The following is a 22,427-nucleotide window of genomic DNA, read 5'->3' as shown; positions in this document are numbered from 1 at the left end:
CCTCGTGACGCCACGCCGGGCCCTGGAGGGTGTCGTCGAGCTGCCGTCCGCCGGGCGGTGCATGGCACTACCGTGACAAGGACGCCGCCGTCATCCGCCGCAGCCCCGTGTACTGGAGCGCGGTGTAGACCGCCACGATCAGGGCGCCGATCAGCAGGAACACCACCCCGAACCCGTTGAGCGGCACGAAGTCGGCGAAAGCCGTCACCACGCACCCGACCGCGCACAGGGCGTTCACCGCGACGACGGTCCTGGCAAGGGCGGGCGGGATCACCGGATAGCCGGCGATCAGTGCGAGGGAGGCCGCCCCGCCGATCTGGAAGATCCCGAACGCCACGGCGAAGGCCACCGGCATTCCGGTCGCGGAGCCGAGCGGCACGGCCGCCGCGACCAGCACGACCCCCATCACGGCAGTGCTCACACTGTCGACGCGCAGCACCAGACGGAGGAACCGGGCGGCGTCCCGTGCGGGAGCCGCCGCCGTGGACGGGGTGAGGGCGTACGTCATCTCGGATCTCCTTCGGCCGGTGGGGTCGGTGACACCGTGCCACGCACAGGGGCCGGCACTCCATGACCTCCCAGGTCATGGACGCGTGGACGGCGGACCACGGATACGGTGAGGTCATGGAGACCGAAGAACCGCTCCGGGTGGGCCTGTTGCTCCGGGATTGGCGCCGCCGCCGCAAGCTCAGCCAGCTCGACCTGGCGCTGCTGGCGGACTCCTCGACCCGGCACCTCTCCTGCGTGGAGACCGGCCGTGCCCGGCCGAGCCGGGAGATGGTCCTCCGGCTCGCCGAGCACCTCGACGTCCCGCTGCGGGACCGCAACGGCCTGCTGCTGGCGGCCGGTTACGCCCCCGCGTACCGGGAGTCGCCGCTCGACAGCGAGCGGATGGCCATGGTCCGCTCCGCGGTCAGGGCGATGCTGGCCGGCCACGAGCCGTACCCGGCCGCGGCGATCGACCGGATCTGGAACATCGTCGACCGCAACGACGCGATGTCCCTCCTGCTCGGCACCGTGCCGCCGCACCTGACGGAGTCCGGCGGCAACGTGATGCGGCTGATCCTCCATCCGGAGGGCCTGGCCTCCCAGTGCCTGAACTTCGCCCAGGTCCGCGCCCATGCACTCGGCCGGCTGCGGCACCAGGCCGACGCCACCGGCCACCGCGATCTGCGGGAGCTGTACGAGGAGGTGTCCGCCTACCCGGCCCCGCCGGACCTCGACGCCTACCCCGGGCCGGTGGACCCGACGGGCATCGTCGTCCCGTTGCGCATCCGCACGCCGCTCGGCGACATGGCGTTCTTCAGCACCATCGCCACCTTCGGCGCCCCCGCGGACGTGACCCTCTCGGAACTCGCGGTGGAGTCGTTCTTCCCGATGGACGAGCAGACGGAGACCTTGCTGCGCGCCCTGGCGGCGATGGGCCCCGAGGGTCAGTGACGCCGCTGTCCTGAGCCGCGCTCCCCGTGGGGGTGGGCCCGGAAGGCGCGCCCGTCGGTCTTCATCTGCTGCGCCCGCAGCCGGGCCGCCTGCTCGATCAGCAATCCGTCCGCGTTCTCGGTGGGCCCGCGACGCCCGCGCCGGACCAGCACCACCGCGCACCACACGGCCGCCCCGCCCAGTCCCGCCATCAGTGCGACGAACGCCCCCATGGAATCCCCGTTCCCATCCGCTTCGGTCCAGCCGGTGAGCGGGATCCTTCCTGTCCTCGTGCCCTCGCCACAAGGTCACCCTCCAGTTGACTTCATACCCCTGGGGGGTATCTTGGGTGGTGAGTGGTCGCGTCCCGGCGACCTTGACGAAGGAGTGGGCCATGCATACCGGTCTCAAGATCACGGCCTTCGCCGCAGCGCTCGCGGCGACCTTCGGGTCGGCGTACGCGGTGGGCGGGGTCATGGATCCCGCCGTCGCCGAGCAGGGGCCGTCCCACCAGGACGGCCACGGCGCGAAGGAGGCGGCGGAGAAGGGTGCGGGGGAGAAGCGCGCGGGTGAGGCCCCGGAGCTTCCCGGCGGCCTGCAGATCTCCCAGGGGGGCTACGCGCTCGACCTCAGCACCCCGCGGGTCGAGGCGGGTGAGCCCGCCGAGCTGCGCTTCGCCGTCGTGGACGAGGACACCTCCCGCAAGGTGACGGCGTTCCGCCGCGAGCACGACAAGGAACTGCACCTGATCGTGGCGTCGAGCGACCTCACCACCTACCGGCACCTGCACCCCGAGCGGGCCGCCGACGGCACCTGGTCCACCCCCGTCGAGCTCCCCGAGGCCGGCGGCTACCGGGTCTTCGCCGACTTCACCCCGGACGTGAAGAACGCCGAGGGCATCACCCTGGGCGCCGACCTCGCCGTATCGGGCGACGCGCGCCCCGAGGCGCTGCCGAAGGCCGAACGGACGGCGACCGTCGACGGGTACGAGGTGACGCTCGACGGTGCGCTGCGCCCCGGTGCGGGCAGCGAGCTGAAGCTGGAGGTCGAGAAGGACGGCAAGCCGGTCACCGATCTCCAGCCCTACCTCGGTGCGTACGGCCACCTCGTCGCGCTGCGCGCCGGAGACCTGGCCTACCTCCACGTCCACCCGAACGGCGAACCGGGCGACGGGCGGACGAAGCCGGGACCGGAGGTCTCCTTCACCGCGACCGCCCCGAGCAAGGGCGCCTACCGCCTCTTCCTCGACTTCCGGCACGAGGGGAAGGTCCGTACGGCCGCCTTCACCGTGCACGCCGGGGGAGCGGCGGCCGGGGATCCCGTGCCGGAGAACGAGGAGTCCGCCGAGCACGGACACTGAGCGCGGCGCGTAGCCCCGGGCGGACCGCATAACGATCAGCACACGGGCGGAGCGCGTACGGGCGGAGAGGGTTCGCCGGTGGTCCCGGTGAGCAACAGCCTTGTCCCCGGGGCCAGTCCACGGATCCACTCCCCCTCGGGGCGACGCGCCGAGGAGGGGCGTGAGGCCCGGCGACCCCGCCGCGCGGCCCCGGTGTCCGGTGGTGCGTGAGGGGGGCTTGTTGAGGTGCCGACGCCTCTGGCTTAGGCTTACCTAACCTTACTTGCTCGGCCAACCTGAGGACCCTCCATGCTCGGCTTCACCCGCGTGCGCCGCCACACCCTCGCCGCGACGGCCACCACCGTCGCCCTCGCCGTCGCCCTGGTCGGCTGCTCCTCGGACGGCGACGGCGACAAGGACGGGGCGAAGGACTCGGCGAAGAGCGGGGGCGCCTTCCCCGTCTCGATCAAGAGCTCGCTCGGCACCGCGAAGATCGAGGAGAAGCCCGAGCGCATCGTCACCCTCGGCCAGGGCTCCGCCGAGACCGCGATAGCCCTCGGCCAGACCCCGGTCGGCATCGAGAGCTACCCCTGGGGCAGCGACAAGTCCGGCTACCTCCCGTGGATCAACGAGGCGGTCAAGAAGTCCGGCGACAAGCTGCCCAAGCAGTTCACGGGCGGTGAGGAGATCGACTTCGAGGCGATCACCGAGCTGGAGCCGGACGTCATCCTCGCCCCCTGGTCGGGCATCACGCAGAAGCAGTACGACGTTCTCAAGGACATCGCCCCCACGGTCGCCTACCCCGACCAGGCGTGGAGCACCGACTGGGACCAGCAGATCGACATCATCGGCAAGGCGCTCGGCCGGACCGAGGACACGAACGGTCTCAAGACGAAGATCGAGAAGCAGCTCGCCGACGCCGCGGCCACCCGGCCGAACTACAAGGACGTCACCTTCTCCTACATCTACAACTCCGGCCCCGGCACCCTCGGCGTCTTCAAGCCCGAGGAGCAGCGCGTCAAGATGGTCTCCTCGCTCGGCCTGAAGGTCGACCCGGTCGTCAACGGCTTCAAGGAGACCCCCGGCACCGACTCGGCCCTCATCGGCCTGGAGAACGCCGAGAAGCTCAAGGACAGCGACCTCGTCTTCACGTTCTACACGGACGAGAAGAACCGCAAGGAGATCGAGGGCCAGAAGCTGTACGGCGCGATCCCCGCGATCAAGAAGGGCGCCGTCGTCGCGAGCAACGACAACTCCTTCGTCACCGCCTCCTCGATCATCAACCCGCTGACCGTGCCCTGGACGATCGAGCGCTACCTGCCGATCATCGACAAGGCCGTCAAGACCGCCGGCAAGTAATTCCGGACCGGCATCCGGACCCACCGAGCGGACCGGCATCCGGACCGCCGGACCCACCAAGCGGACCGGTATCCGGACCGCCGGACCCACCAAGCGGACCGGTATCCGCGCCGTCGAGCCCACAAGGCACACTCCACTCCCATGGCAACCACCACGGTCGCACCGCCGAGCGGCGCCGGTACCCCCCGTACCGCCGCCGCTCGGCTGGCGTTCCTCCTGCTCCTCGGTCTGGCCGCGCTGGCCCTCGCGCTCTGCGCGAGCGTCATGTTCGGCAGTCGCAGCACCTCGCTCGGTGATGTCGTCGACGTCCTCGGAGGCACCGCCGACCCCAACATCACCGTCATCATCGAGAGCCGCTACCCGCGCACCGTCCTCGGCGTCCTCGCCGGACTCTGCCTCGCGGTCGCAGGCACCCTCATGCAGGGCGTCTCGCGCAACCCGCTGGCCGAACCGGGACTCCTGGGCATCAACGCCGGCGCCTCCGCGAGCATCGTCGCCGCGACCGCCTGGTTCGGCGCCTCCGGCGCCACCGCCACCATGTGGTGGGCGCTGCCCGGTGCGCTGGTCGCCGGTGTCCTCGTCCATGTCATCGGCTCCGCCGGTACGGGGACGAGCGTGGTGCGCCTGGTGCTCGCCGGAGCCGTGCTCACCGCCGTGCTGATGGCGTTCATCCAGGCGGTGACCCTCAGCAAACCGCAGGTCTTCGACAGCTACCGCTACTGGGTCGTGGGAGCGCTCGGCGGCCGGGACTTCGACGTCTTCTGGTCCGTACTGCCCTTCGCCGCCTTCGGTTTCCTGCTCGCCCTCGCCCTGGGCTCCGGCCTCAACGCCCTGGCCCTGGGCGACGCCACGGCTGTCGCGCTCGGCTCGCACCCCGGGCGGACCCGGGGCGGCGGACTGCTCGCCGCGACGCTGCTCAGCGCCGCCGCGACCGCCGCCGTCGGCCCGATCGCCTTCGTCGGCCTCGCCGTCCCGCATGTCGTACGGGCCCTGGTCGGCGTGGACTTCCGCGCCCAGATCCTCTTCTCCGCCCTGCTCGGCCCCACTCTCCTGCTCCTCGCGGATGTGGTGGGCCGGGTCGTGATGCGCCCCACCGAACTCATGGTCGGCGTCGTCACCGCCTTCATCGGCGCACCCGCGCTGCTCATCGCCGTACGCAGGATGCGGGGCACCTCATGACCGTCACCGAACAGACCGCCCCCGTACGGAAGGCTCCCCAGGCCCCCCGCGGCTATCTGGTCGTCGGCCGCACGGTGGCGATACCCATGCGCCGGGCCTCCGTCCTCGCGGGCGCCGGGCTCTTCGTCCTCCTCCTCGCGGCCGCCGTCACGACGCTGGCCTGGGGGCGCCTCGGCATCGACCTCGCCGACCTGCCCCCCGCGCTCGTCGGCGACGCCGAGGGCAAGGACCGGTTCGTCTTCAACCGGCTGCGCGGCCCCCGTCTCACCGTCGCCATCGGGGTCGGCGCGGCGCTCGGCCTCTCCGGCGCCCTGTTCCAGTCCGTCACCCGCAACCCGCTCGGCAGCCCGGACGTCATCGGGCTCTCCGCCGGGGCCGGCGCGGGCGCCGCGATCTGCGCCCTGATGTTCCCCGACACAATCCCGGTCGCCATCGGGGCGCTCATCGGCGCGGTCATCGCGATGGCCCTCGTGTACGTCTCCACCGGCACCGGCTTCCGTAACCCCGCCCGGCTCGTCATCGCCGGGATCGGCGTCGCCGCGATGGGCGCGGCCGTCACCCAGTACGTCGTCTACGCCCTGGAACGCGACAAGGCCTCCGTCCTCACCGCCTACGTCAACGGCAGCCTGACCGCTCGCTCCTGGACCGACGCCACCACCATCTGGCTGGTCCTGCTCGCCGCGGCCCCGCTGACCGCGCTGATCTCCCGGCGGCTCGACATCGGAGAGATGGGCGACGACATCGCCGAGGGGCTCGGCTCCGAGCCGAAGAAGGCCAAGACCCTCGCCGTGGTCCTGGCCATCGCCCTCTCGGCCGCCGCGGTCAGCGTCTCGGGTCCCATCGCCTTCATCGCCCTGACCGCGCCGCAGATCGCCAGACGCCTCCCCCGCGGCTCCGGCCCGCACCTGCTGCTCTCCGCCCTCACCGGCGGCCTGCTGCTGGTGCTCGCGGACCTCTGCTCCCAGCAGCTGGCACTCTTCGACGACCTGCCGGTCGGGATCTACACGATGGCGATCGGCGGCGCGTACCTCGGCTATCTGCTGGTACGGGAATGGCGCAAGGGCGTGCTCTGAGCGGCCCGGGACGGTGACGACTGGTCACGTACAGGTTCGTCGACCATACTGCCCGCCGTGGAGCAGAGCATAGATTCGAACAAGAAGCCCGAGTTCGCCGCAGGCACCGACCCGGCGTTCATCCCCCTGCCCGGACTGGCGGCACCCGTCGCGACCCGGAAGCCCGAACCGGAATCGGAGGACGCAGTTCCTGAGTCGGAGGACGCTGTTCCGGAGTCGGGGTCGGCTACAGAGACGGAAGGCGACGACAGGGCTTTGGCGGCCGTGGGGGAGACCGACGCCGACCGGGAACCGGAAGCGGAGGCGGGCGACGCCGCTGCGGAGGCAGCGAGCGGGGCCGAGGGCGATGCCGTCGAGGACGGCCCCGTCTTCGAGGTCAGCGACCGGCGCGGTTCGATCCGGGTGGCCCGGGAAGGCGTCCGCTTCACGCTGGACGACCAGGAGGCCGAGTTCCTCTGGGACGAGATCGGCGCGGTGGAGACCACCCCGGCGCGCTTCGGCCGCCGGTTCACGGTGACCGTCCATCTGTCGAGCCGCCGCTGGTTCAACGCCGAGGTCGAGGCGGCGAGCCGCGCCGAGCTCAAGGGCTGGCCGGCCGAGCTGGACACCGTCCTGGACGCCTACTTCGAGGAGTCCTGAGCCGTCTCCCGTGAGACACCCCGCCGGGGTGTCTCACGGGCCGGCGTGCCTTGCCGCGCCCGGTCGCCTCCTCAGGGCCGCTCGCGGTTGCGGCCCCGGACGCGCATCGCGACGTATCCGACCAGGGCCACCGCGGCCAGCGCCAGCACGATCTTGGTCACGACACCGACGTACGCCCCGACCACGTCCCACTGGTCGCCGAGCCAGTATCCGGCCATCACGAGCACGGTGTTCCACACCAGGCTGCCCGCCGTCGTCAGCCCGACGAACACCGGCAGCGGCATGCGCTCCACGCCCGCGGGCACCGAGATCAGACTCCTGAACACCGGCACCATGCGGCCCAGCAGCACCGCCTTGGTGCCGTGCCGGGCGAACCACTCCTCCGTCCGCACCAGGTCCGAGGCCTTGACCAGGGGAAGCTTCGCCCACCAGGCGTGCATCCGCTCCCGGCCGAACACCGCTCCGATCCCGTACAGGACCACCGCGCCGACGACCGAGCCGAGCGTCGTCCAGAACAGGGCCGAGGCGATGCTGAGCACCCCCTGCGAGGCGGCGAACCCGGTCAGGGGCAGAATCACCTCGCTGGGCAGCGGCGGGAACAGGTTCTCCAGCGCGATGGCCGCACCCGCGCCGGGACCGCCGAACGTCTCGACCAGCCCGGTGGCCCAGCCGACGACGCCCCCCTGCGGCTCCGGGGCGGCGAGCAGTTCCCGGACGGCTGACAGGGTCAGATGCATGTGTCCATGGTCCCTCAGGCCTCGTCGAGCACCACGGAACGGCTCAGGTGGCGCGGCAGGTCCGGGTCGAGCCCCCGCGCGGCCGCACGGGCGAGGGCGAGACGCTGTACGCGTACGAGATCGGCCAGCGGGTCGAGGGTGCTGTCCACCCACTGGGCGCCCGTCGCGCGCACCTGCTCGGACAAGCCCTCGGGCGCCTCGCCGAACATCCAGGTCGCGGTGGACGTGGTGGAGATGCTGATGGGGCCGTGGCGGTACTCCATCGCGGGATAGGACTCCGTCCAGGACAGCGAGGCCTCCTTCATCTTCAGCGCCGCCTCGTGGGCCAGCCCGACCGTCCACCCCCGGCCGAGGAAGGAGAACTGGGTGCTTTCCAGCAGCCCGTCGGGCAGCGGCTCGGCGAGCGCGGTCTCCGCGTCCGTGACCACGGCCTCGGAGTGCAGGCCGAGGTGGGCCCGCAGCAGGGTGAGGGCGGTCGTGGCGAAGCGCGTCTGGACGACGGACCGTTCGTCGGCGAAGTCCAGGACGACGAGATCGTCGGCCGCCGCCCTGACCGGGGTCTTGGGATCCGCCGTGACGGCCACCGTGCGGGTGGTCCCGCGCAACCGGTTCAGCAGTTCCAGCACCTCGGTCGTGGTCCCCGAGCGGGTCAGCGCGACGACACGGTCGTAGCCGCGCCCGAAGGGGAACTCGGAGGCGGCGAAGGCATCCGACTCGCCCTGGCCGGAGCCCTCGCGGAGCCCGGCGTAGGCCTGCGCCATGTAGAAGGAGGTACCGCAGCCGACGACCGCGATCCGCTCGCCCGCGACGGGCAGGGCGGCGGTCTCGGGGCCGCCCGCCAAGGCGGCGGCGCGCCGCCAGCAGGCGGGCTGACTGGCTGTCTCGGTCTCGGCATACGACACGACTGCACTCCACGGGAACGGGGTGGACCACGGGAACGGGGCTGAGCGGGGCCGACCAGCCCGGATGTAGAATTCTGCACGTTACATGCAGTTATCGAGCAAAAACAAGCAACCAGCAGGTGGGTGAAGGGCTCCCGGGAGGCCCTGTGCGACGCTTGCGACGGTCCGGCCCCCGGCGACCGCGTTCCCGCGAAACGCGGTGCCCGCGCCGGACGGTGAGGAGACGCTCTTGTCCAGGGACGCCCGGTGGGACGCGCTGCTGGAGTTGGTCGGCAAGCACGGCAGGGTGGACGTCGAGGAGGCGGCGACGGCGCTCGACGTCTCGGCCGCCACCATCCGCCGTGACCTGGACCAGCTGGCCGAACAGCACCTGCTCACCCGCACCAGGGGCGGCGCGGTCGCGCACGGGGTCTCCTACGAACTGGCGCTCCGCTACAAGACGGGCCGCCACGCGCCGGAGAAGCAGGCCATCGGCCGCGCCGTGTCCGGCCTGGTCGCCGTCGGCGAGGTCGTCGGCCTGACCGGGGGAACGACCGTGACCGAAGTGGCCAGGGCGCTGGCGGTGCGTCCGGACATCGTGGGCGAGACGGCGGCGGCGGGCGGGCAGCCGACGCTGACCGTGGTGACCAACGCCCTCAACATCGCCAGCGAGCTGGCGATCCGGCCGCAGATCAAGATGGTCGTGACGGGCGGGGTCGCGAGGCCCCAGTCGTACGAGCTGACGGGCCCGCTCGCCGTCGGCGTGATGAACGAGATCACCCTGGACGTCGCCGTTCTCGGGGTCAACGCCATCGACATCGAACGCGGTGCGTACGTCCACCACGAGGGCGAGGCCAGCGTCAACCGGCTGCTCGCGGAGCGGGCCCAGCGGGTGGTGGTGGCGGCGGACTCGTCGAAGATCGGCAAGCGGGCGTTCGCCCGGGTCTGCGACCTCGGACTGGTCGACGTCCTGGTCACCGACTCCCGTATCGGTGCGGAGGCGAAGGACCGGTTCGGCGAGGCGGGGGTCCAGGTCGTCACGGTCTGATCGGCGCGGTCCGGCTGGATCTGTATACGGTGCGGCTCGCCGCGCCCGAGGGCGCGGGGCGTGATGAACCAGTGCCCGTAATGAACCAGTGCCCGTCGGGTACCGGAAGCGACACGGACGGCGCCTTCGCCGTGTCGCTGGTACGCCGAACGGGTGAGGGGCGAGAGGATTGCCCGATGAACAGTGAGTGCAGCCGGCGGGAACCCGACCGGCTCGACGACGGGGTGGCCCTGTGAGCAGGTACGACAGGTATGACAGATATGACGCCACCGACGAGCAGTGGGAAGGGCTCGCGCAGGTCGTACCGCTGCGCGGCCGCGACGAGTGGCCGTCCCGGATCGACCACCGCACCGTCCCGGACGAGCGGGCGGCCGAACAGCGGCGCCTCGTGGTGCTGCGGGTGCAGGTCTTCGCGGACGCTCGCGAGGTCGCCGAGTACCTGGTCGCCCAGGTTCCGGTGCTGCTCGATCTGACGGCGGCGGAAACGGACGTGGCGAAGCGGATCCTCGACTTCAGCAGCGGTGTGGTCTTCGGCCTCGGCAGCGGCATGCACCGCGTCGACCGCAATGTCTTCCTGCTCGCGCCGGTCGGCATGGAGGTCGAGGGGGTCACGCCCGCGGGTCTCGCCCAGTCCTAGGAAGCGGCAGTCGGGGCGGCAGCCGGACCGGACCGCCGCCCCCGGCCGCGCCGTCCCCTTTCTCCGGGCCGCCCGGCCCCTCGTGCAGGGTGGCGCGCGGGGAGGCACTGTCGGTGGCCGGTGATAGACCTGAGGCCGTGACAGACATCGATGTGGCAGAACTCCAGCGACGGCTGGTCGCGTTCGCTGCGGCGCGCGACTGGGAGCAGTACCACACCCCGAAGAACCTGGCGGCCGCGCTCAGCGTCGAGGCCTCCGAACTGCTGGAGATCTTCCAGTGGCTGACGCCCGAACAGTCGGCGGGGATCATGGAGAACCCCGAATCGGCGCACCGGGTCGCCGACGAGGTGGCGGACGTGCTCGCCTATCTCCTGCAGTTCTGCACGGTGTTGGGCGTCGATCCGACGGCCGCGCTGGTCGCCAAGTTGGAGCGGAACGAGAAGCGCTTCCCCCTGCCGAGCGCTCCGGAACCCCTCGATCGTCACTCTTCGGAGTGAGTGAGATATCCACAGTCGACTTCCTGTCCACAGATTTCCGATTTCCTCTGGCCTTACGGTGCTGTCTACCTCACTGTGGGTAATGAATGAGGTGAGCGGGTTTTCGTACGGACGGGGGAGAGTCATGGAAGCGGAGCGAGTCATCGAGGCGGGGCGGCGGGCTCTGGCGGGCAGCCGGGGTGCGCTGGATGTCATGGCGGAGGCCTGGCAGGCTCAGGCGCTCGCCCGGGCGGTCGGCAGTCGGCTGGCGCTGTACGGCCCGGTGGAGTTACGGAGCGAGGCGCGGGCGCTGGGGGAGATCGGCGCCGGATGTTCGGCGCTGGATCACCCGACGGTCCTCTCCGGCGGTGCCAGGGCGGCCCAGTTGTCCGAAATCGCCGATGTGCGGCGGTCCCTGGCCGGGCTCGCGCTGTTGCTCAGTGAGGCCGGGATCGCCCTGGTCGGGGTGGCCTGCGACACGGGGGAGGATGGTCTGTACTGGCAGTGCATCGAGGCCATGGACGCCGCCGACGAATCACTGGAGCGCGTGCACGGGATGCTGAGGCGGCTTGCGGAGCGGGAGAGGGAGCGCGACGGCCCCTATGGCGGTATACGCGGCCCTGCGGCATCGGCGGCAGGTCCCTGAGGGGAGGCGGCGGAGCGGCGGGAGGAGACGCCGATGCCGATGTCTGAGGGGAGACGACGGCCCGAGGGGAGGCGCGGGGCAGGAAAGGCGGGGGCAGGGGGCTGCGGGCAGGGGGAGATGCCGGGGAGGTCCGGCCTGGCTGGTGGGCGGGACCGGGTGCCGGAGAGGCAGGATGGAGGGCATGGATCTTCGCATCTTCACCGAGCCCCAGCAAGGGGCCGACTACGACACCTTGCTCACCGTCGCCAAGGCCGCCGAGGACCTGGGCTTCGACGCCTTCTACCGCTCCGACCACTATCTCCGCATGGGCTCCGGCGACGGTCTGCCCGGACCGACGGACGCCTGGATCACCCTGGCCGGGCTGGCGCGCGAGACCCGGCGGATCCGGCTCGGCACGCTGATGACCGCTGGCACGTTCCGGCTGCCGGGAGTGCTGGCCATCCAGGTGGCCCAGGTCGACCAGATGTCCGGCGGCCGGGTCGAACTGGGCCTGGGCGCAGGCTGGTTCGAGGAGGAGCACAAGGCCTACGGCATTCCGTTCCCGAAGGAGAAGTTCGGCCGCCTGGAGGAGCAGCTCGCGATCATCACGGGTCTGTGGGCGACGGAGGTCGGCGAGACCTTCAGCTACGACGGCACCTACTACCAACTCACTGATTCGCCCGCGCTGCCCAAGCCGGCCCAGACCAAGGTGCCCGTCCTGATCGGCGGCCACGGTGCGACGCGCACCCCGCGCCTCGCCGCGCAGTACGCGGACGAGTTCAACATCCCGTTCGCCTCGCTGGAGGACAGCGAAAAGCAGTTCGGCCGGGTCCGGGCCGCCGCGCAGGCGCACGGGCGCTCTCCGGACGACCTCGTGTACTCCAACGCGCTGATCGTCTGCACGGGCAAGGACGACGCCGAGGTCGCCCGGCGCGCGGCGGCCATCGGCCGGGACGTGGAGGAGCTCAAGGCGAACGGGCTGGCGGGATCGCCCGCCGAGGTGGTCGACAAGATCGGCAGCTTCGAGGCGATCGGCTCGTCGAGGATCTACCTCCAGGTCCTCGATCTGGAGGACCTGGACCATCTGGAACTGATCTCCTCGCAGATCCAGTCCCAGCTGACCTGACCTGACCTGACCTGACCTGACGAGGAGGAGGAGGGTGGCTGTGCGTACCGTGCGCACGCTCGCCGACGCGCTGGACGCCGGACCTGTCCTGCTGGACGGCGGGCTCTCCAGCCAATTGGAGGCGCAGGGCTGCGATCTGTCCGACGCGCTGTGGTCGGCCCGGTTGCTGGCCGACGCGCCGGAACAGATCGAGGCCGCTCACCTCGCCTATCTCCGGGCGGGCGCGCGCGTGCTCATCACGGCCAGCTATCAGGCCACCTTCGAAGGGTTCGGGCGGTACGGGATCGACCGGGCCGGGACCGGGGCCCTGCTCGCCCGCAGCGTGGAGCTGGCCCGGCGCGCCGCCGACACGGCGCGCCGGGCCGACCCCGGGCGGGAGACCTGGGTCGCCGCGTCGGTCGGACCGTACGGGGCGATGCTCGCGGACGGCAGCGAGTACCGGGGCCGCTACGGGCTGAGCGTCCGGGAGCTGGAGCGCTTCCACCGCCCCCGGGTGGCGGCGCTGGCCGCTGCCGGGCCCGACGCGCTGGCGCTGGAGACGGTGCCCGACCTGGACGAGGCCGAGGCCCTGGTCCGGGTGGCCGAGGAGACCGGACTGCCGTACTGGCTCTCGTACAGCGTCGCGGGCGGCCGGACCAGGGCCGGTCAGCCGCTGGAGGAGGCGTTCGCGGTGGCGGCGGGGCGGGACTCCGTCCTCGCGGTCGGGGTCAACTGCTGCGATCCCCAGGAGGCACAGGGGGCGGTGGAGCAGGCGGTGGCGGTCACGGGCAGGCCCGCCGTGGTCTACCCGAACAGCGGGGAGGGATGGGACGCCGGAGCGCGGGGGTGGACCGGGCGCGGCACGTTCGACCCGGGGCGGGTGCGGGCGTGGACGCGGGCCGGGGCCAGGCTCGTCGGAGGCTGCTGCCGGGTGGGGCCGGAGCTCATCACGGAGCTGGACGGACGGCTGGAGCGTCAGGGGCCGCCGTAGCGGGCGCCCCCGGGACCGTCCCGGAGATCGCTGTGTTCCGGGAGGGGCGAAAATGCCTGGTAGGGGCAGGGGGCGACGACCATACTCGGACAGGTGTTCCTGACAATCGGTACGACCGGCACCCAAGAGCGTCCCGCCACGGACCTGGGCTTTCTGCTGCACAAGCATCCCGACAAGGCGCAGGCGTTCTCCACCTCGCACGGCTCCGCGCACGTCTTCTACCCCGAGGCGTCCGCCGAGCGCTGCACGGCCGCGCTCCTGCTGGAGGTGGATCCGGTGGCGCTGGTGCGGCGCGGCAAGGGCAAGGGCCGGGGCGGCGCGCCCGACGCGGCGCTCGCGCAGTACGTCAACGACCGCCCCTACGCGGCGTCCTCGCTGCTGTCGGTCGCTCTCGCCGCCGTGTTCAAGTCCGCGCTCGGCGGTGTCTGCCGGGCCATGCCCGAGCGGGCCGGGAGCCCGTTGCCGCTGCGGATCGAGGTGCCCGCCCTGCCCGCCAGGGGCGGTGCCGAGCTGGTGCACAGGCTGTTCGCGCCGCTCGGCTGGTCGCGGGTCGACGTCACGGCCGTACCGCTGGACGAGGAGTTCCCCGCGTGGGGCGACTCCCGCTACGTACGCCTGGTGCTGGAGGGCGAGTTGCGGCTCGCGGACGCGCTGCGCCAGCTCTATGTCCTGCTCCCGGTGCTCGACGACGCCAAGCACTACTGGGTCGCGCCCGACGAGGTGGACAAGCTGCTGCGCGCGGGAGAGGGCTGGCTGGCCGACCACCCCGAGCGGCCGCTGATCACCCGGCGCTACCTCTCCCACCGCTGGGGGCTGACGCGCCAGGCCGACCAGGCCCTGGAGCTGGTCCGGCTCGCCGAGTCGGACGACCTCGACGTCGACAGCGTGGACAACGCGGTGGACGAGAGCACCGACACCGAGGAGAAGCCGGTCCCGCTCGCCGAGCAGCGGCGCACCGCGATCCTCGACGCGCTGCGTGCCGCCGGGGCGAGCCGGGTGCTCGACCTCGGCTGCGGCCAGGGCCAGTTGGTGCAGGCCCTTCTCAAGGACGTGCGCTTCACCGAGATCGTGGGCGTCGATGTCTCGATGCGCGCCCTCACCATCGCCTCGCGGCGGCTGAAGCTGGACCGGATGGGAGAGCGCCGGGCGGACCGGGTCACCCTCCGGCAGGGGTCGCTCACCTACACCGACAAGCGGCTCGCGGGATACGACGCCGCGGTGCTCAGTGAGGTGATCGAGCACCTGGACCTGGACCGCCTGCCCGCCCTGGAGTACGCGGTGTTCGGCGCGGCGCGACCGGGGACGGTGCTCGTGACCACGCCGAACGTCGAGTACAACGTCCGCTGGGAGACCCTCCCGGCCGGGCACGTCCGGCACGGGGACCACCGTTTCGAGTGGACCCGGGCCGAATTCCGGGAGTGGGCGGGGCAGGTCGCCGAACGGCACGGATACACCGTGCGGTACGCGCCGGTCGGGCCGGACGACCCCGAGGTGGGGCCGCCGACCCAGCTGGCCGTGTTCACCCGGGCCGACGCCACCACCACCGGGACGACCGAGAAGAAGACGAAGGGGGCGAAAGCCGCATGAACAACGAGCACAGCGACGCCGGTACAGAATCGGCCACCGCCACCGCCACCGCCACCGCCACCGCCACCGCCACGGGCGGGCGCAAGCTGCCGGTGACCGACCTCTCCCTCGTCGTCCTCATCGGCGCCAGCGGATCGGGCAAGTCCACCTTCGCCCACCAGCACTTCAAGCCGACCGAGATCATCTCCTCGGACTTCTGCCGGGGGCTGGTCGCCGACGACGAGAACGACCAGAGCGCCAGCCGCGACGCCTTCGACGTGCTGCACTACATCGCCGGCAAGCGCCTGGAGGCCGGGCGGCTCACCGTGATCGACGCCACCAGCGTCCAGTCCGAGAGCCGCAAGCAGCTGGTCCAGCTGGCCCGGAAGTACGACGTCCTGCCCATCGCCATCGTCCTCGACCTCCCCGAAGAGGTCTGCGCCGCCCGCAACGCGGCCCGCCCGGACCGCGCCTCCATGCCGCGCCACGTCATCCAGCGGCACCGCCGCGAGCTGCGGCGTTCCCTGCGCGGCCTGGAGCGCGAGGGCTTCCGCAAGGTGCACGTCCTGCGCACCGAGGAGGAGGCCGAGAGCGCCGAGGTGGTCCTGGAGCGCCGCTACAACGACCTGCGCCACCTCACCGGCCCGTTCGACATCATCGGGGACATCCACGGCTGCCGCTCCGAGCTGGACACCCTGCTCGGCAAGCTCGGTTACGTGGACGGCGCCCACCCCGAAGGGCGTACGGCCGTGTTCGTCGGGGACCTCGTCGACCGGGGCCCCGACAGCCCCGGCGTGCTGCGCCGCGTCATGTCCATGGTGTCGGCGGGCACCGCCCTGTGCGTCCCCGGCAACCACGAGAACAAGCTCGGCCGCTACCTCGCGGGCCGCAAGGTCCAGCTCACCCATGGGCTCGCCGAGACCGTCGAGCAGCTGGAGCGCGAGGACGTCGAACACCCCGAGTTCCGGGGGCAGGTGCGGAAGTTCGTCGACGGGCTGGTCAGCCACTACGTCCTGGACGACGGCAAGCTGGTGGTCGCTCACGCCGGGCTGCCCGAGAAGTACCACGGCCGCACCTCCGGCCGGGTCCGCTCGCACGCGCTGTACGGGGACACGACGGGGGAGACCGACGAGTTCGGTTTGCCCGTGCGCTACCCGTGGGCCGAGGAGTACCGGGGCCGCGCCACCGTGGTCTACGGCCACACCCCGGTGCCCACCACCTCCTGGATCAACAACACCATCTGCCTGGACACGGGGGCCGTCTTCGGCGGGAAGATGACCGCTCTGCGCTGGCCCGAGCGCGAACTGGTCGACGTACCCGCCGAGAAGGTCTGGTACGAGCCCGTCAAACCGCTGACCACCGAGGCGCCCGGGGGCCGGGAGGGCCGCCCGCTGGACATCGCCGACGTCCAGGGCCGCAGGGTCGTGGAGACCCGGCACCTGGGCCGCGTCGCCGTGCGCGAGGAGAACGCCGCCGCCGCGCTCGAGGTCATGAGCCGGTTCGCCGTCGACCCGCAGCTCCTCGCCTACCTCCCGCCCACCATGGCGCCCACCGCCACCTCCCGCGAGGACGGCTTCCTGGAGCACCCGGCCGAGGCCTTCGCGCAGTACGCCGGCGACGGCGTCGAGCGGGTCGTGTGCGAGGAGAAGCACATGGGCTCCCGGGCCGTCGCCCTGGTCTGCAAGGACGCCGGGGCCGCCACCGCGCGCTTCGGCACGGCGGGCCCCACCGGCGCGCTGTACACCCGTACCGGGCGCCCGTTCCTGGACGACAGGGCGATGACCGAGGCGGTCCTGGGCCGGCTCCGCGCCGCCGTCGCCGCCGCCGGGCTCTGGGAGGAGTGGGACACCGACTGGGTGCTCCTGGACGCCGAGCTGATGCCGTGGTCGCTCAAGGCCGGCGGGCTGCTGCGCTCGCAGTACGCCGCCGTCGGCGCCGCGTCCGGCGCGGTCTTCCCGCCGGCCGTCGCCGCTCTGGAGCAGGCGGTCGCCCGGGGTGTCGAGGTGGCGGGCCTCGCCGGGTACCAGCGAGCCCGCGCCAGGGACGCGGCCGCGTTCACCCAGGCGTACCGGCGCTACTGCTGGCCCACGGAGGGGCTGGACGGGGTGCGGCTCGCACCGTTCCAGATCCTCGCCGTCCAGGGCCGCTCGCTGGCCTCCGTGCCGCACGACGAGCAGCTCGCCTGGCTGGACCGGCTCGTGGAGCACGACCCGACCGGGCTGCTCCAGGTCACCCGCCGGCTCCTCGTCGACACCGGGGACGAGGCCTCCGTGCGCGCGGGCGTGGACTGGTGGCTGGAGATGACCGGGCGGGGCGGCGAGGGCATGGTCGTCAAGCCGCTCGGCGCCCTCGTCCGGGACGCCAAGGGCCGGCTCGTCCAGCCCGGCATCAAGGTGCGCGGCCGGGAGTATCTCCGCATCATCTACGGCCCCGAGTACACCCGCCCGGAGAATCTGGAGCGCCTGCGCTCCCGGTTCCTCGGCCACAAGCGCTCGTTGGCGCTGCGGGAGTACGCGCTCGGTCTGGAGGCCCTGGACCGGCTGGCGGAGGGGGAGCCGCTGTGGCGGGTCCACGAGGCGGTGTTCGCCGTCCTGGCCCTGGAGTCGGAGCCGGTGGACCCCCGCCTCTGAGAGCCGCCCAACCCGTGGGCGATTCGCGGGGTGAACGGCGCTCCGCGCGGTGAGGATGAAGGCATGGGATTCCACGTCGACTCCGAAGCCGGGCGGCTGCGCCGCGTCATACTGCACCGCCCCGATCTGGAGCTGAAGCGGCTCACCCCCAGGAACAAGGACGCGCTCCTGTTCGACGACGTCCTGTGGGTGCGCCGCGCCCGGGAGGAGCACGACGGCTTCGCCGACGTGCTGCGCGACCGGGGGGTCGCCGTGCATCTCTTCGGCGATCTCCTGCGGGAGTCCCTCGACATCCCGGTCGCCCGGCGGCTCGTGCTCGACCGGGTCTTCGACGAGAAGGAGTACGGTCCGCTCGCCACCGAGCATCTGCGGGCCGCCTTCGAGGAACTGTCCTCGGACGAGCTGGCGGATGCGCTGGTCGGTGGCATGACCAAGCGGGAGTTCCTGGAGCGGCACAGCGAGCCGACCTCCGTCCGCTTCCACGTGATGGACCTGGACGACTTCCTGCTCGGCCCGCTGCCGAACCACCTCTTCACCCGGGACACCTCGGCATGGATCTACGACGGGGTCTCCATCAACGCGATGCGCTGGCCCGCCAGGCAGCGCGAGACCGTCCACTTCGAGGCGATCTACCGGCACCATCCCCTGTTCACCGGCGCGGAGGCGGGGGTCTTCCACCACTGGTCGGAGGGTCAGGACGACTATCCCTCCACCATCGAGGGCGGTGACGTCCTGGTCATCGGAGAGGGCGCCGTCCTCATCGGGATGAGCGAGCGCACCACGCCGCAGGCCGTGGAGATGCTGGCCCGGGGCCTCTTCGACGCGGGCTCGGCGCACACGATCGTGGCGCTCGACATGCCCAAGGCCCGGGCGTTCATGCACCTGGACACGGTGATGACGATGATCGACGGCGACACGTTCACCCAGTACGCCGGTCTCGGCATGCTGCGCTCTTACACCATCGAGCCCGGCAGCGGCCCCCGCGAGCTGAAGGTCACCGACCATCCGCCCGAGCACATGCACCGCGCCATCGCCGCCGCCCTCGGCCTCGACTCCATCCGGGTGCTCACCGCCACCCAGGACGTGCACGCGGCCGAGCGCGAGCAGTGGGACGACGGCTGCAACGTGCTCGCGGTCGAGCCCGGGGTCGTCGTCGCGTACGAGCGCAACGCCACGACCAACACCCACCTGCGCAAGCAGGGCATCGAGGTGATCGAGATCCGGGGCAGCGAGCTGGGCCGGGGACGTGGCGGGCCGCGCTGTATGAGCTGCCCGGTGGAGCGGGACCCCGTGGCCTGAGAGGGGTGCGGACCACGAACCCAGGCCTGTATAGAGATGCGGGTAATCGTATAGACTTCCAGTTCTGCCCGCGCGCAGTGCGCCGATCCCCGTCCGACCCAGGAGCAGTCATCATGGCCATAGACCTCACCGGCCGCCACTTCCTCAAGGAGCTGGACTTCACCTCCGAGGAGTTTCTCGGCCTGGTCTCCCTGGCCGCCGAGCTCAAGGCGGCCAAGAAGGCCGGGGCAGAGGTCCAGCGGCTGCGCGGGAAGAACATCGCGCTGATCTTCGAGAAGACCTCGACCCGTACGCGCTGCGCCTTCGAGGTCGCCGCAGCCGACCAGGGCGCCTCCACCACCTACCTCGACCCGTCGGGCTCCCAGATGGGCCACAAGGAGTCCGTCAGGGACACCGCCCGGGTGCTCGGCCGGATGTTCGACGGGATCGAGTACCGGGGCGACAGCCAGCAGGCCGTCGAGGAGCTGGCCGCGTACGGCGGGGTGCCGGTCTTCAACGGGCTCACGGACGACTGGCACCCCACCCAGATGCTCGCCGACGTGCTCACCATGACCGAGTTCCGCGAGGGGCCCGTCGCGGGGACGGCCTTCGCCTACCTCGGCGACGCCCGCTTCAACATGGGCAACTCCTACCTGATCACCGGAGCGCTGCTCGGCCTGGACGTCAGGATCGTCGCCCCCGAGGCCTACTGGCCGGCCGAGGCCGTCGTGGCGCGGGCCCGGAAGCTCGCCGAGGTCAGCGGCGCGACGATCACCCTCACCGGCGATGTCGCCGAGGGTGTCCGGGGCGCCGACTTCGTCGCCACCGACGTCTGGGTCTCCATGGGGGAGCCCAAGGAGGTGTGGGCCGAGCGCATCGCCGCCCTCGGCCCCTACGCCGTGACGATGGACGTCCTGCGGGCCACCGGGAACCCGGACGTGAAATTCCTGCACTGCCTGCCCGCCTTCCACGACCTCGGCACCCAGGTCGGCCGGGACATCCACGCCCGGTACGGGCTGACCGAGCTGGAAGTCAGCGACGAGGTCTTCGAGTCCGCGCACTCGGTCGTCTTCGACCAGGCGGAGAACCGGATGCACACGATCAAGGCCGTGCTGGTGGCGACGCTCGCGGGGAAGTAGCCCCGCCGGTACGGGTTCGAGCACGGGTACGGGTACCCGGTACGGGTACGAGGCGCCGGTACGAGCACGCAGCAGGGTTCGTATGCTCATGCACCCGATTGGGTGAACATGCGTAGGGGTGGCTACGATGTCGCCTCTTGGTGGGGTCCGGGCTCGCGATGCCCGGACCCCCTTCCCATGTGCCGCCCGCGGTCCCCACGGCCGCCGTGCGCACCGGGAGACGTCCCCCCACTGCACCACCAGAGATGAGAACGTCCCGCATGAGCACCGGTCTGCCGCATTCCGGCACCCCGCAGCGCCCCGGCCCCTCGAAGCCGGGGCTGCGCCGCAAGAGCCCCGATCAGCTCATCGCCGAGTCCGGCGGCGACCTGGAGGGCCACGGCCTCAAGCGCACGATGGGCCTCTTCCAGCTCGTCTGCTTCGGGGTCGGCGCGATCGTCGGCACCGGCATCTTCGTCGGCCTGTCCGACAGCGTCGCCGAGGCCGGCCCCGCCGTCGTGATCTCGTATCTCCTCGCGGCGATCACCTGCATCTTCACCGCCCTCTCCTTCGCGGAGCTGGGCAGCGCCATCCCGGTCTCCGGAAGCTCGTACTCCTTCGCCTACGCGGCGCTCGGCGAGCGCACCGCCTTCCTCGTCGGCTGGTGCCTGCTGCTGGAGTACGGCGTGTCGGTCTCCGCCGTCGCGGTGGGCTGGAGCCAGTACGTCAACGAGCTGCTGAACAGCGTGATCGGCCTGCGACTCCCCGAGGCCCTGTCCGCCGGTCCCGCCGAAGGCGGTGTGGTCAATCTGCCCGCGATCGTCGTGATCGCCCTGGCCGCCGCGCTGCTGGTGCGCGGTGTCCGGGAGAGTGCCACCGCGACCGCCGCCATGGCGATCCTCAAGATCGGCATCCTGATCGCGTTCTGCGCCGTGGCGTTCAGCGCGTTCGAGGACGACAACCTCATGCCGTTCGCGACCCACGGGCTCGGCGGCATCACAGCGGGCGCCTCACTCGCGTTCTTCTCCTACATCGGCTTCGACGCCATCACCACCGCCGGCGAAGAGGTCAAGAACCCCCGGCGGAACATCCCCGTCGCCATCCTGATCTGCATCGGCGTCGTCACCCTGCTCTACTGCGCGGTGGCGCTCTCGGCCATCGGCGCGATCGGCTCGGACGCCGTCGCCGACAAGAGCGCGGCCCTCTCGATCGCCGTCAACCAGGTCACCGACTCCACGGTCGGCGGCGGCATCATCGCCTTCGGCGCGGTCGTCGCCATCGCCTCGGTGGTGCTCGCCGTGATGTACGGGCAGACCCGCATCCTCATGTCGATGTCCCGCGACGGGCTTATCCCGCGCGTCTTCGAGCGGATCTCGCCCAGGACCCACACCCCGGTCGCCAACACCTGGATCGTGGCCTGCGTCTTCGCGGTCCCCGCCGCGTTCGTCCCGCTCGACGTCGTCGTGAACCTGACGACCATCGGCACGCTCGCCACGATGGTCGCCGTCAATGTCGCGGTGGTGGTGCTCCGGCGGAGCGCCCCCGGGCTGAAGCGGACCTTCCGGGTGCCGCTCTACCCGGTGAGCCCGCTGCTGGGCGTCTTGTGCTGTCTGTATCTGATGTACGGGACCGGCTGGACGACCTGGGTCCAGTTCGCCGTCTTCCTCGCCGTGGGCTCGCTGCTGTACGCCGGTTACGGGCGCAAGCGCTCCCGGCTGGTCAGCTCCCCGGGGACGGACCCGGCTGCGCCGGTATCGCCGGAAGCGTGAACCAGACGGCCTTGCCGTGCTCCGTGGTGCGGTGACCGCACGCGGAGCTGAGGGTCCGGATCAGCAGCAGGCCGCGGCCGTGCTCCTGCCAGGGATCGACCTCGCAGCCCGGTTGCGGCCGGGACAGGTCGCCCGGCGGGGCGGGGTCGCGGTCGTGCACCTCGACCTGGCAGCCGGTGGGCAGCAGCTCCACGACCAGCTCGATGGGCTCACCGCCCAGCGTGTGCTCGACGGCGTTGGCCACCAGCTCGGCCGTCAGCAGCTCGGCGGTGTCGCTGTCGGCCGGGGCGTCGATGTCCGACAGGGCCGTGCGGATGAGAGCGCGGGCGATCGGCACGGCCGCGGTGGAGTGCGGCAGGGCGATGCGCCAGGAGGCGGGGACGGGGACGTCGGGCGGCACGGCAGGGTTTCCGTTCGGGAGCGGGTCTTCCTCGAAGCGGGAGGTCTCGACTTCTGGGGTTCACGCGGTACTCGTGTCGAGACTTCCTGGTTTCAACCATACGAACCGCTCCGGTCCGGCCATAGAGGCGGTCGGCCGGAGCAAAGGGGACTTTCGCC

22 protein-coding genes are annotated in these 22,427 nt (G+C 71.6%); 17 read left to right on the top strand and 5 right to left on the bottom strand.

The features are described 5' to 3' along the window. Positions 1–67 precede the first annotated feature (67 nt). Positions 68–508: a hypothetical protein gene (locus N7925_RS06990; protein WP_274343371.1), complete on the bottom strand. Its 441-nt coding sequence runs from the start codon at positions 506–508 to the stop codon at positions 68–70. Between the two features lie 116 nt (positions 509–624). On the opposite strand from N7925_RS06990, the gene N7925_RS06985 reads away from it, so the two are divergent. Beyond that, positions 625–1,440, top strand: coding sequence for a helix-turn-helix transcriptional regulator (locus N7925_RS06985; RefSeq protein ID WP_274346413.1), 816 nt, complete (start codon positions 625–627; stop codon positions 1,438–1,440). On the opposite strand, the gene N7925_RS06980 is transcribed toward N7925_RS06985, so the two are convergent. Continuing rightward, positions 1,434–1,652, bottom strand: coding sequence for a hypothetical protein (locus tag N7925_RS06980; RefSeq protein ID WP_274343370.1), 219 nt, complete (start codon positions 1,650–1,652; stop codon positions 1,434–1,436). The two genes, N7925_RS06985 and N7925_RS06980, sit on opposite strands and share 7 nt — an antisense overlap. Before the next feature lie 161 nt (positions 1,653–1,813). On the opposite strand from N7925_RS06980, the gene N7925_RS06975 reads away from it, so the two are divergent. The 5 genes from N7925_RS06975 (at position 1,814) to N7925_RS06955 (ending at position 7,008) form a co-directional block, all read left to right on the top strand. Continuing rightward, the gene (locus N7925_RS06975; protein ID WP_274343369.1) at positions 1,814–2,779 is read left to right on the top strand and encodes a hypothetical protein; all 966 of its coding nucleotides are present in this window, start codon (positions 1,814–1,816) and stop codon (positions 2,777–2,779) included. A gap of 288 nt (positions 2,780–3,067) precedes the next feature. Then, complete coding sequence (locus tag N7925_RS06970; RefSeq protein ID WP_050357027.1) at positions 3,068–4,117, top strand: iron-siderophore ABC transporter substrate-binding protein; 1,050 nt, start codon at positions 3,068–3,070, stop codon at positions 4,115–4,117. Between the two features lie 141 nt (positions 4,118–4,258). Continuing rightward, complete coding sequence (locus tag N7925_RS06965; RefSeq protein WP_274343368.1) at positions 4,259–5,296, top strand: FecCD family ABC transporter permease; 1,038 nt, start codon at positions 4,259–4,261, stop codon at positions 5,294–5,296. Next, on the top strand, positions 5,293–6,369 hold the full coding sequence (locus N7925_RS06960) for a FecCD family ABC transporter permease (RefSeq protein ID WP_274343367.1): 1,077 nt from the start codon (positions 5,293–5,295) through the stop codon (positions 6,367–6,369). Before N7925_RS06965 ends, N7925_RS06960 begins: the two co-directional genes overlap by 4 nt. A 57-nt stretch (positions 6,370–6,426) precedes the next feature. Beyond that, entirely contained in the window at positions 6,427–7,008 is a 582-nt protein-coding gene (locus tag N7925_RS06955) for a hypothetical protein (RefSeq protein ID WP_274343366.1), read from the top strand. A 71-nt stretch (positions 7,009–7,079) separates the two neighbouring features. On the opposite strand, the gene N7925_RS06950 is transcribed toward N7925_RS06955, so the two are convergent. Together N7925_RS06950 and N7925_RS06945 are read right to left on the bottom strand one after the other, a co-directional pair. Then, positions 7,080–7,745, bottom strand: a complete 666-nt coding sequence (locus tag N7925_RS06950; protein ID WP_265598623.1) for a DedA family protein — start codon at positions 7,743–7,745, stop codon at positions 7,080–7,082. Between the two features lie 14 nt (positions 7,746–7,759). Then, positions 7,760–8,647, bottom strand: coding sequence for an SIS domain-containing protein (locus tag N7925_RS06945; RefSeq protein WP_265598622.1), 888 nt, complete (start codon positions 8,645–8,647; stop codon positions 7,760–7,762). A 229-nt stretch (positions 8,648–8,876) separates the two neighbouring features. On the opposite strand from N7925_RS06945, the gene N7925_RS06940 reads away from it, so the two are divergent. The 11 genes from N7925_RS06940 (at position 8,877) to N7925_RS06890 (ending at position 21,869) form a co-directional block, all read left to right on the top strand. Continuing rightward, positions 8,877–9,674: a DeoR/GlpR family DNA-binding transcription regulator gene (locus N7925_RS06940; protein WP_265598621.1), complete on the top strand. Its 798-nt coding sequence runs from the start codon at positions 8,877–8,879 to the stop codon at positions 9,672–9,674. Between the two features lie 232 nt (positions 9,675–9,906). Then, positions 9,907–10,311, top strand: a complete 405-nt coding sequence (locus tag N7925_RS06935) for a cell division protein SepF (protein WP_006128240.1) — start codon at positions 9,907–9,909, stop codon at positions 10,309–10,311. A gap of 137 nt (positions 10,312–10,448) precedes the next feature. Beyond that, a complete protein-coding gene (locus N7925_RS06930) occupies positions 10,449–10,808 on the top strand; it encodes a nucleotide pyrophosphohydrolase (RefSeq protein WP_265598620.1) in 360 nt (119 codons plus the stop codon). 124 nt (positions 10,809–10,932) lie between these two features. Further along, entirely contained in the window at positions 10,933–11,433 is a 501-nt protein-coding gene (locus N7925_RS06925; protein ID WP_018957008.1) for a DUF6099 family protein, read from the top strand. A gap of 181 nt (positions 11,434–11,614) precedes the next feature. Beyond that, positions 11,615–12,538 (top strand): LLM class F420-dependent oxidoreductase, encoded by a 924-nt coding sequence (locus tag N7925_RS06920; RefSeq protein WP_274343365.1) that lies wholly within the window; start codon positions 11,615–11,617, stop codon positions 12,536–12,538. Between the two features lie 40 nt (positions 12,539–12,578). Further along, the gene (gene mmuM, locus N7925_RS06915) at positions 12,579–13,508 is read left to right on the top strand and encodes a homocysteine S-methyltransferase (protein ID WP_274346412.1); all 930 of its coding nucleotides are present in this window, start codon (positions 12,579–12,581) and stop codon (positions 13,506–13,508) included. Between the two features lie 93 nt (positions 13,509–13,601). Further along, positions 13,602–15,095: a 3' terminal RNA ribose 2'-O-methyltransferase Hen1 gene (locus tag N7925_RS06910; protein WP_274343364.1), complete on the top strand. Its 1,494-nt coding sequence runs from the start codon at positions 13,602–13,604 to the stop codon at positions 15,093–15,095. Further along, positions 15,092–17,704, top strand: a complete 2,613-nt coding sequence (locus tag N7925_RS06905) for a polynucleotide kinase-phosphatase (RefSeq protein ID WP_274343363.1) — start codon at positions 15,092–15,094, stop codon at positions 17,702–17,704. The genes N7925_RS06910 and N7925_RS06905 overlap by 4 nt, the downstream gene beginning before the upstream one ends. A 63-nt stretch (positions 17,705–17,767) precedes the next feature. Next, positions 17,768–19,003 carry an arginine deiminase gene (locus N7925_RS06900; RefSeq protein ID WP_265598616.1) on the top strand — a complete coding sequence of 412 codons (1,236 nt, stop codon included), beginning with the start codon at positions 17,768–17,770 and terminating at the stop codon, positions 19,001–19,003. A 113-nt stretch (positions 19,004–19,116) separates the two neighbouring features. Beyond that, positions 19,117–20,121 (top strand): ornithine carbamoyltransferase, encoded by a 1,005-nt coding sequence (gene argF, locus N7925_RS06895; RefSeq protein WP_274343362.1) that lies wholly within the window; start codon positions 19,117–19,119, stop codon positions 20,119–20,121. Positions 20,122–20,381: 260 nt separating this feature from the next. Further along, positions 20,382–21,869: an amino acid permease gene (locus tag N7925_RS06890; RefSeq protein ID WP_265598614.1), complete on the top strand. Its 1,488-nt coding sequence runs from the start codon at positions 20,382–20,384 to the stop codon at positions 21,867–21,869. Here the strand turns inward: N7925_RS06890 and N7925_RS06885 are convergent. Then, positions 21,820–22,269 (bottom strand): ATP-binding protein, encoded by a 450-nt coding sequence (locus N7925_RS06885; RefSeq protein ID WP_097867015.1) that lies wholly within the window; start codon positions 22,267–22,269, stop codon positions 21,820–21,822. The two genes, N7925_RS06890 and N7925_RS06885, sit on opposite strands and share 50 nt — an antisense overlap. Positions 22,270–22,427 lie beyond the last annotated feature (158 nt).

The sequence above is a fragment of the Streptomyces sp. CA-278952 genome, assembly GCF_028747205.1.
In the GTDB taxonomy this organism is placed as follows: Bacteria; Actinomycetota; Actinomycetes; order Streptomycetales; family Streptomycetaceae; genus Streptomyces.
This window is presented reverse-complemented; position numbering and strand designations above follow the sequence as displayed.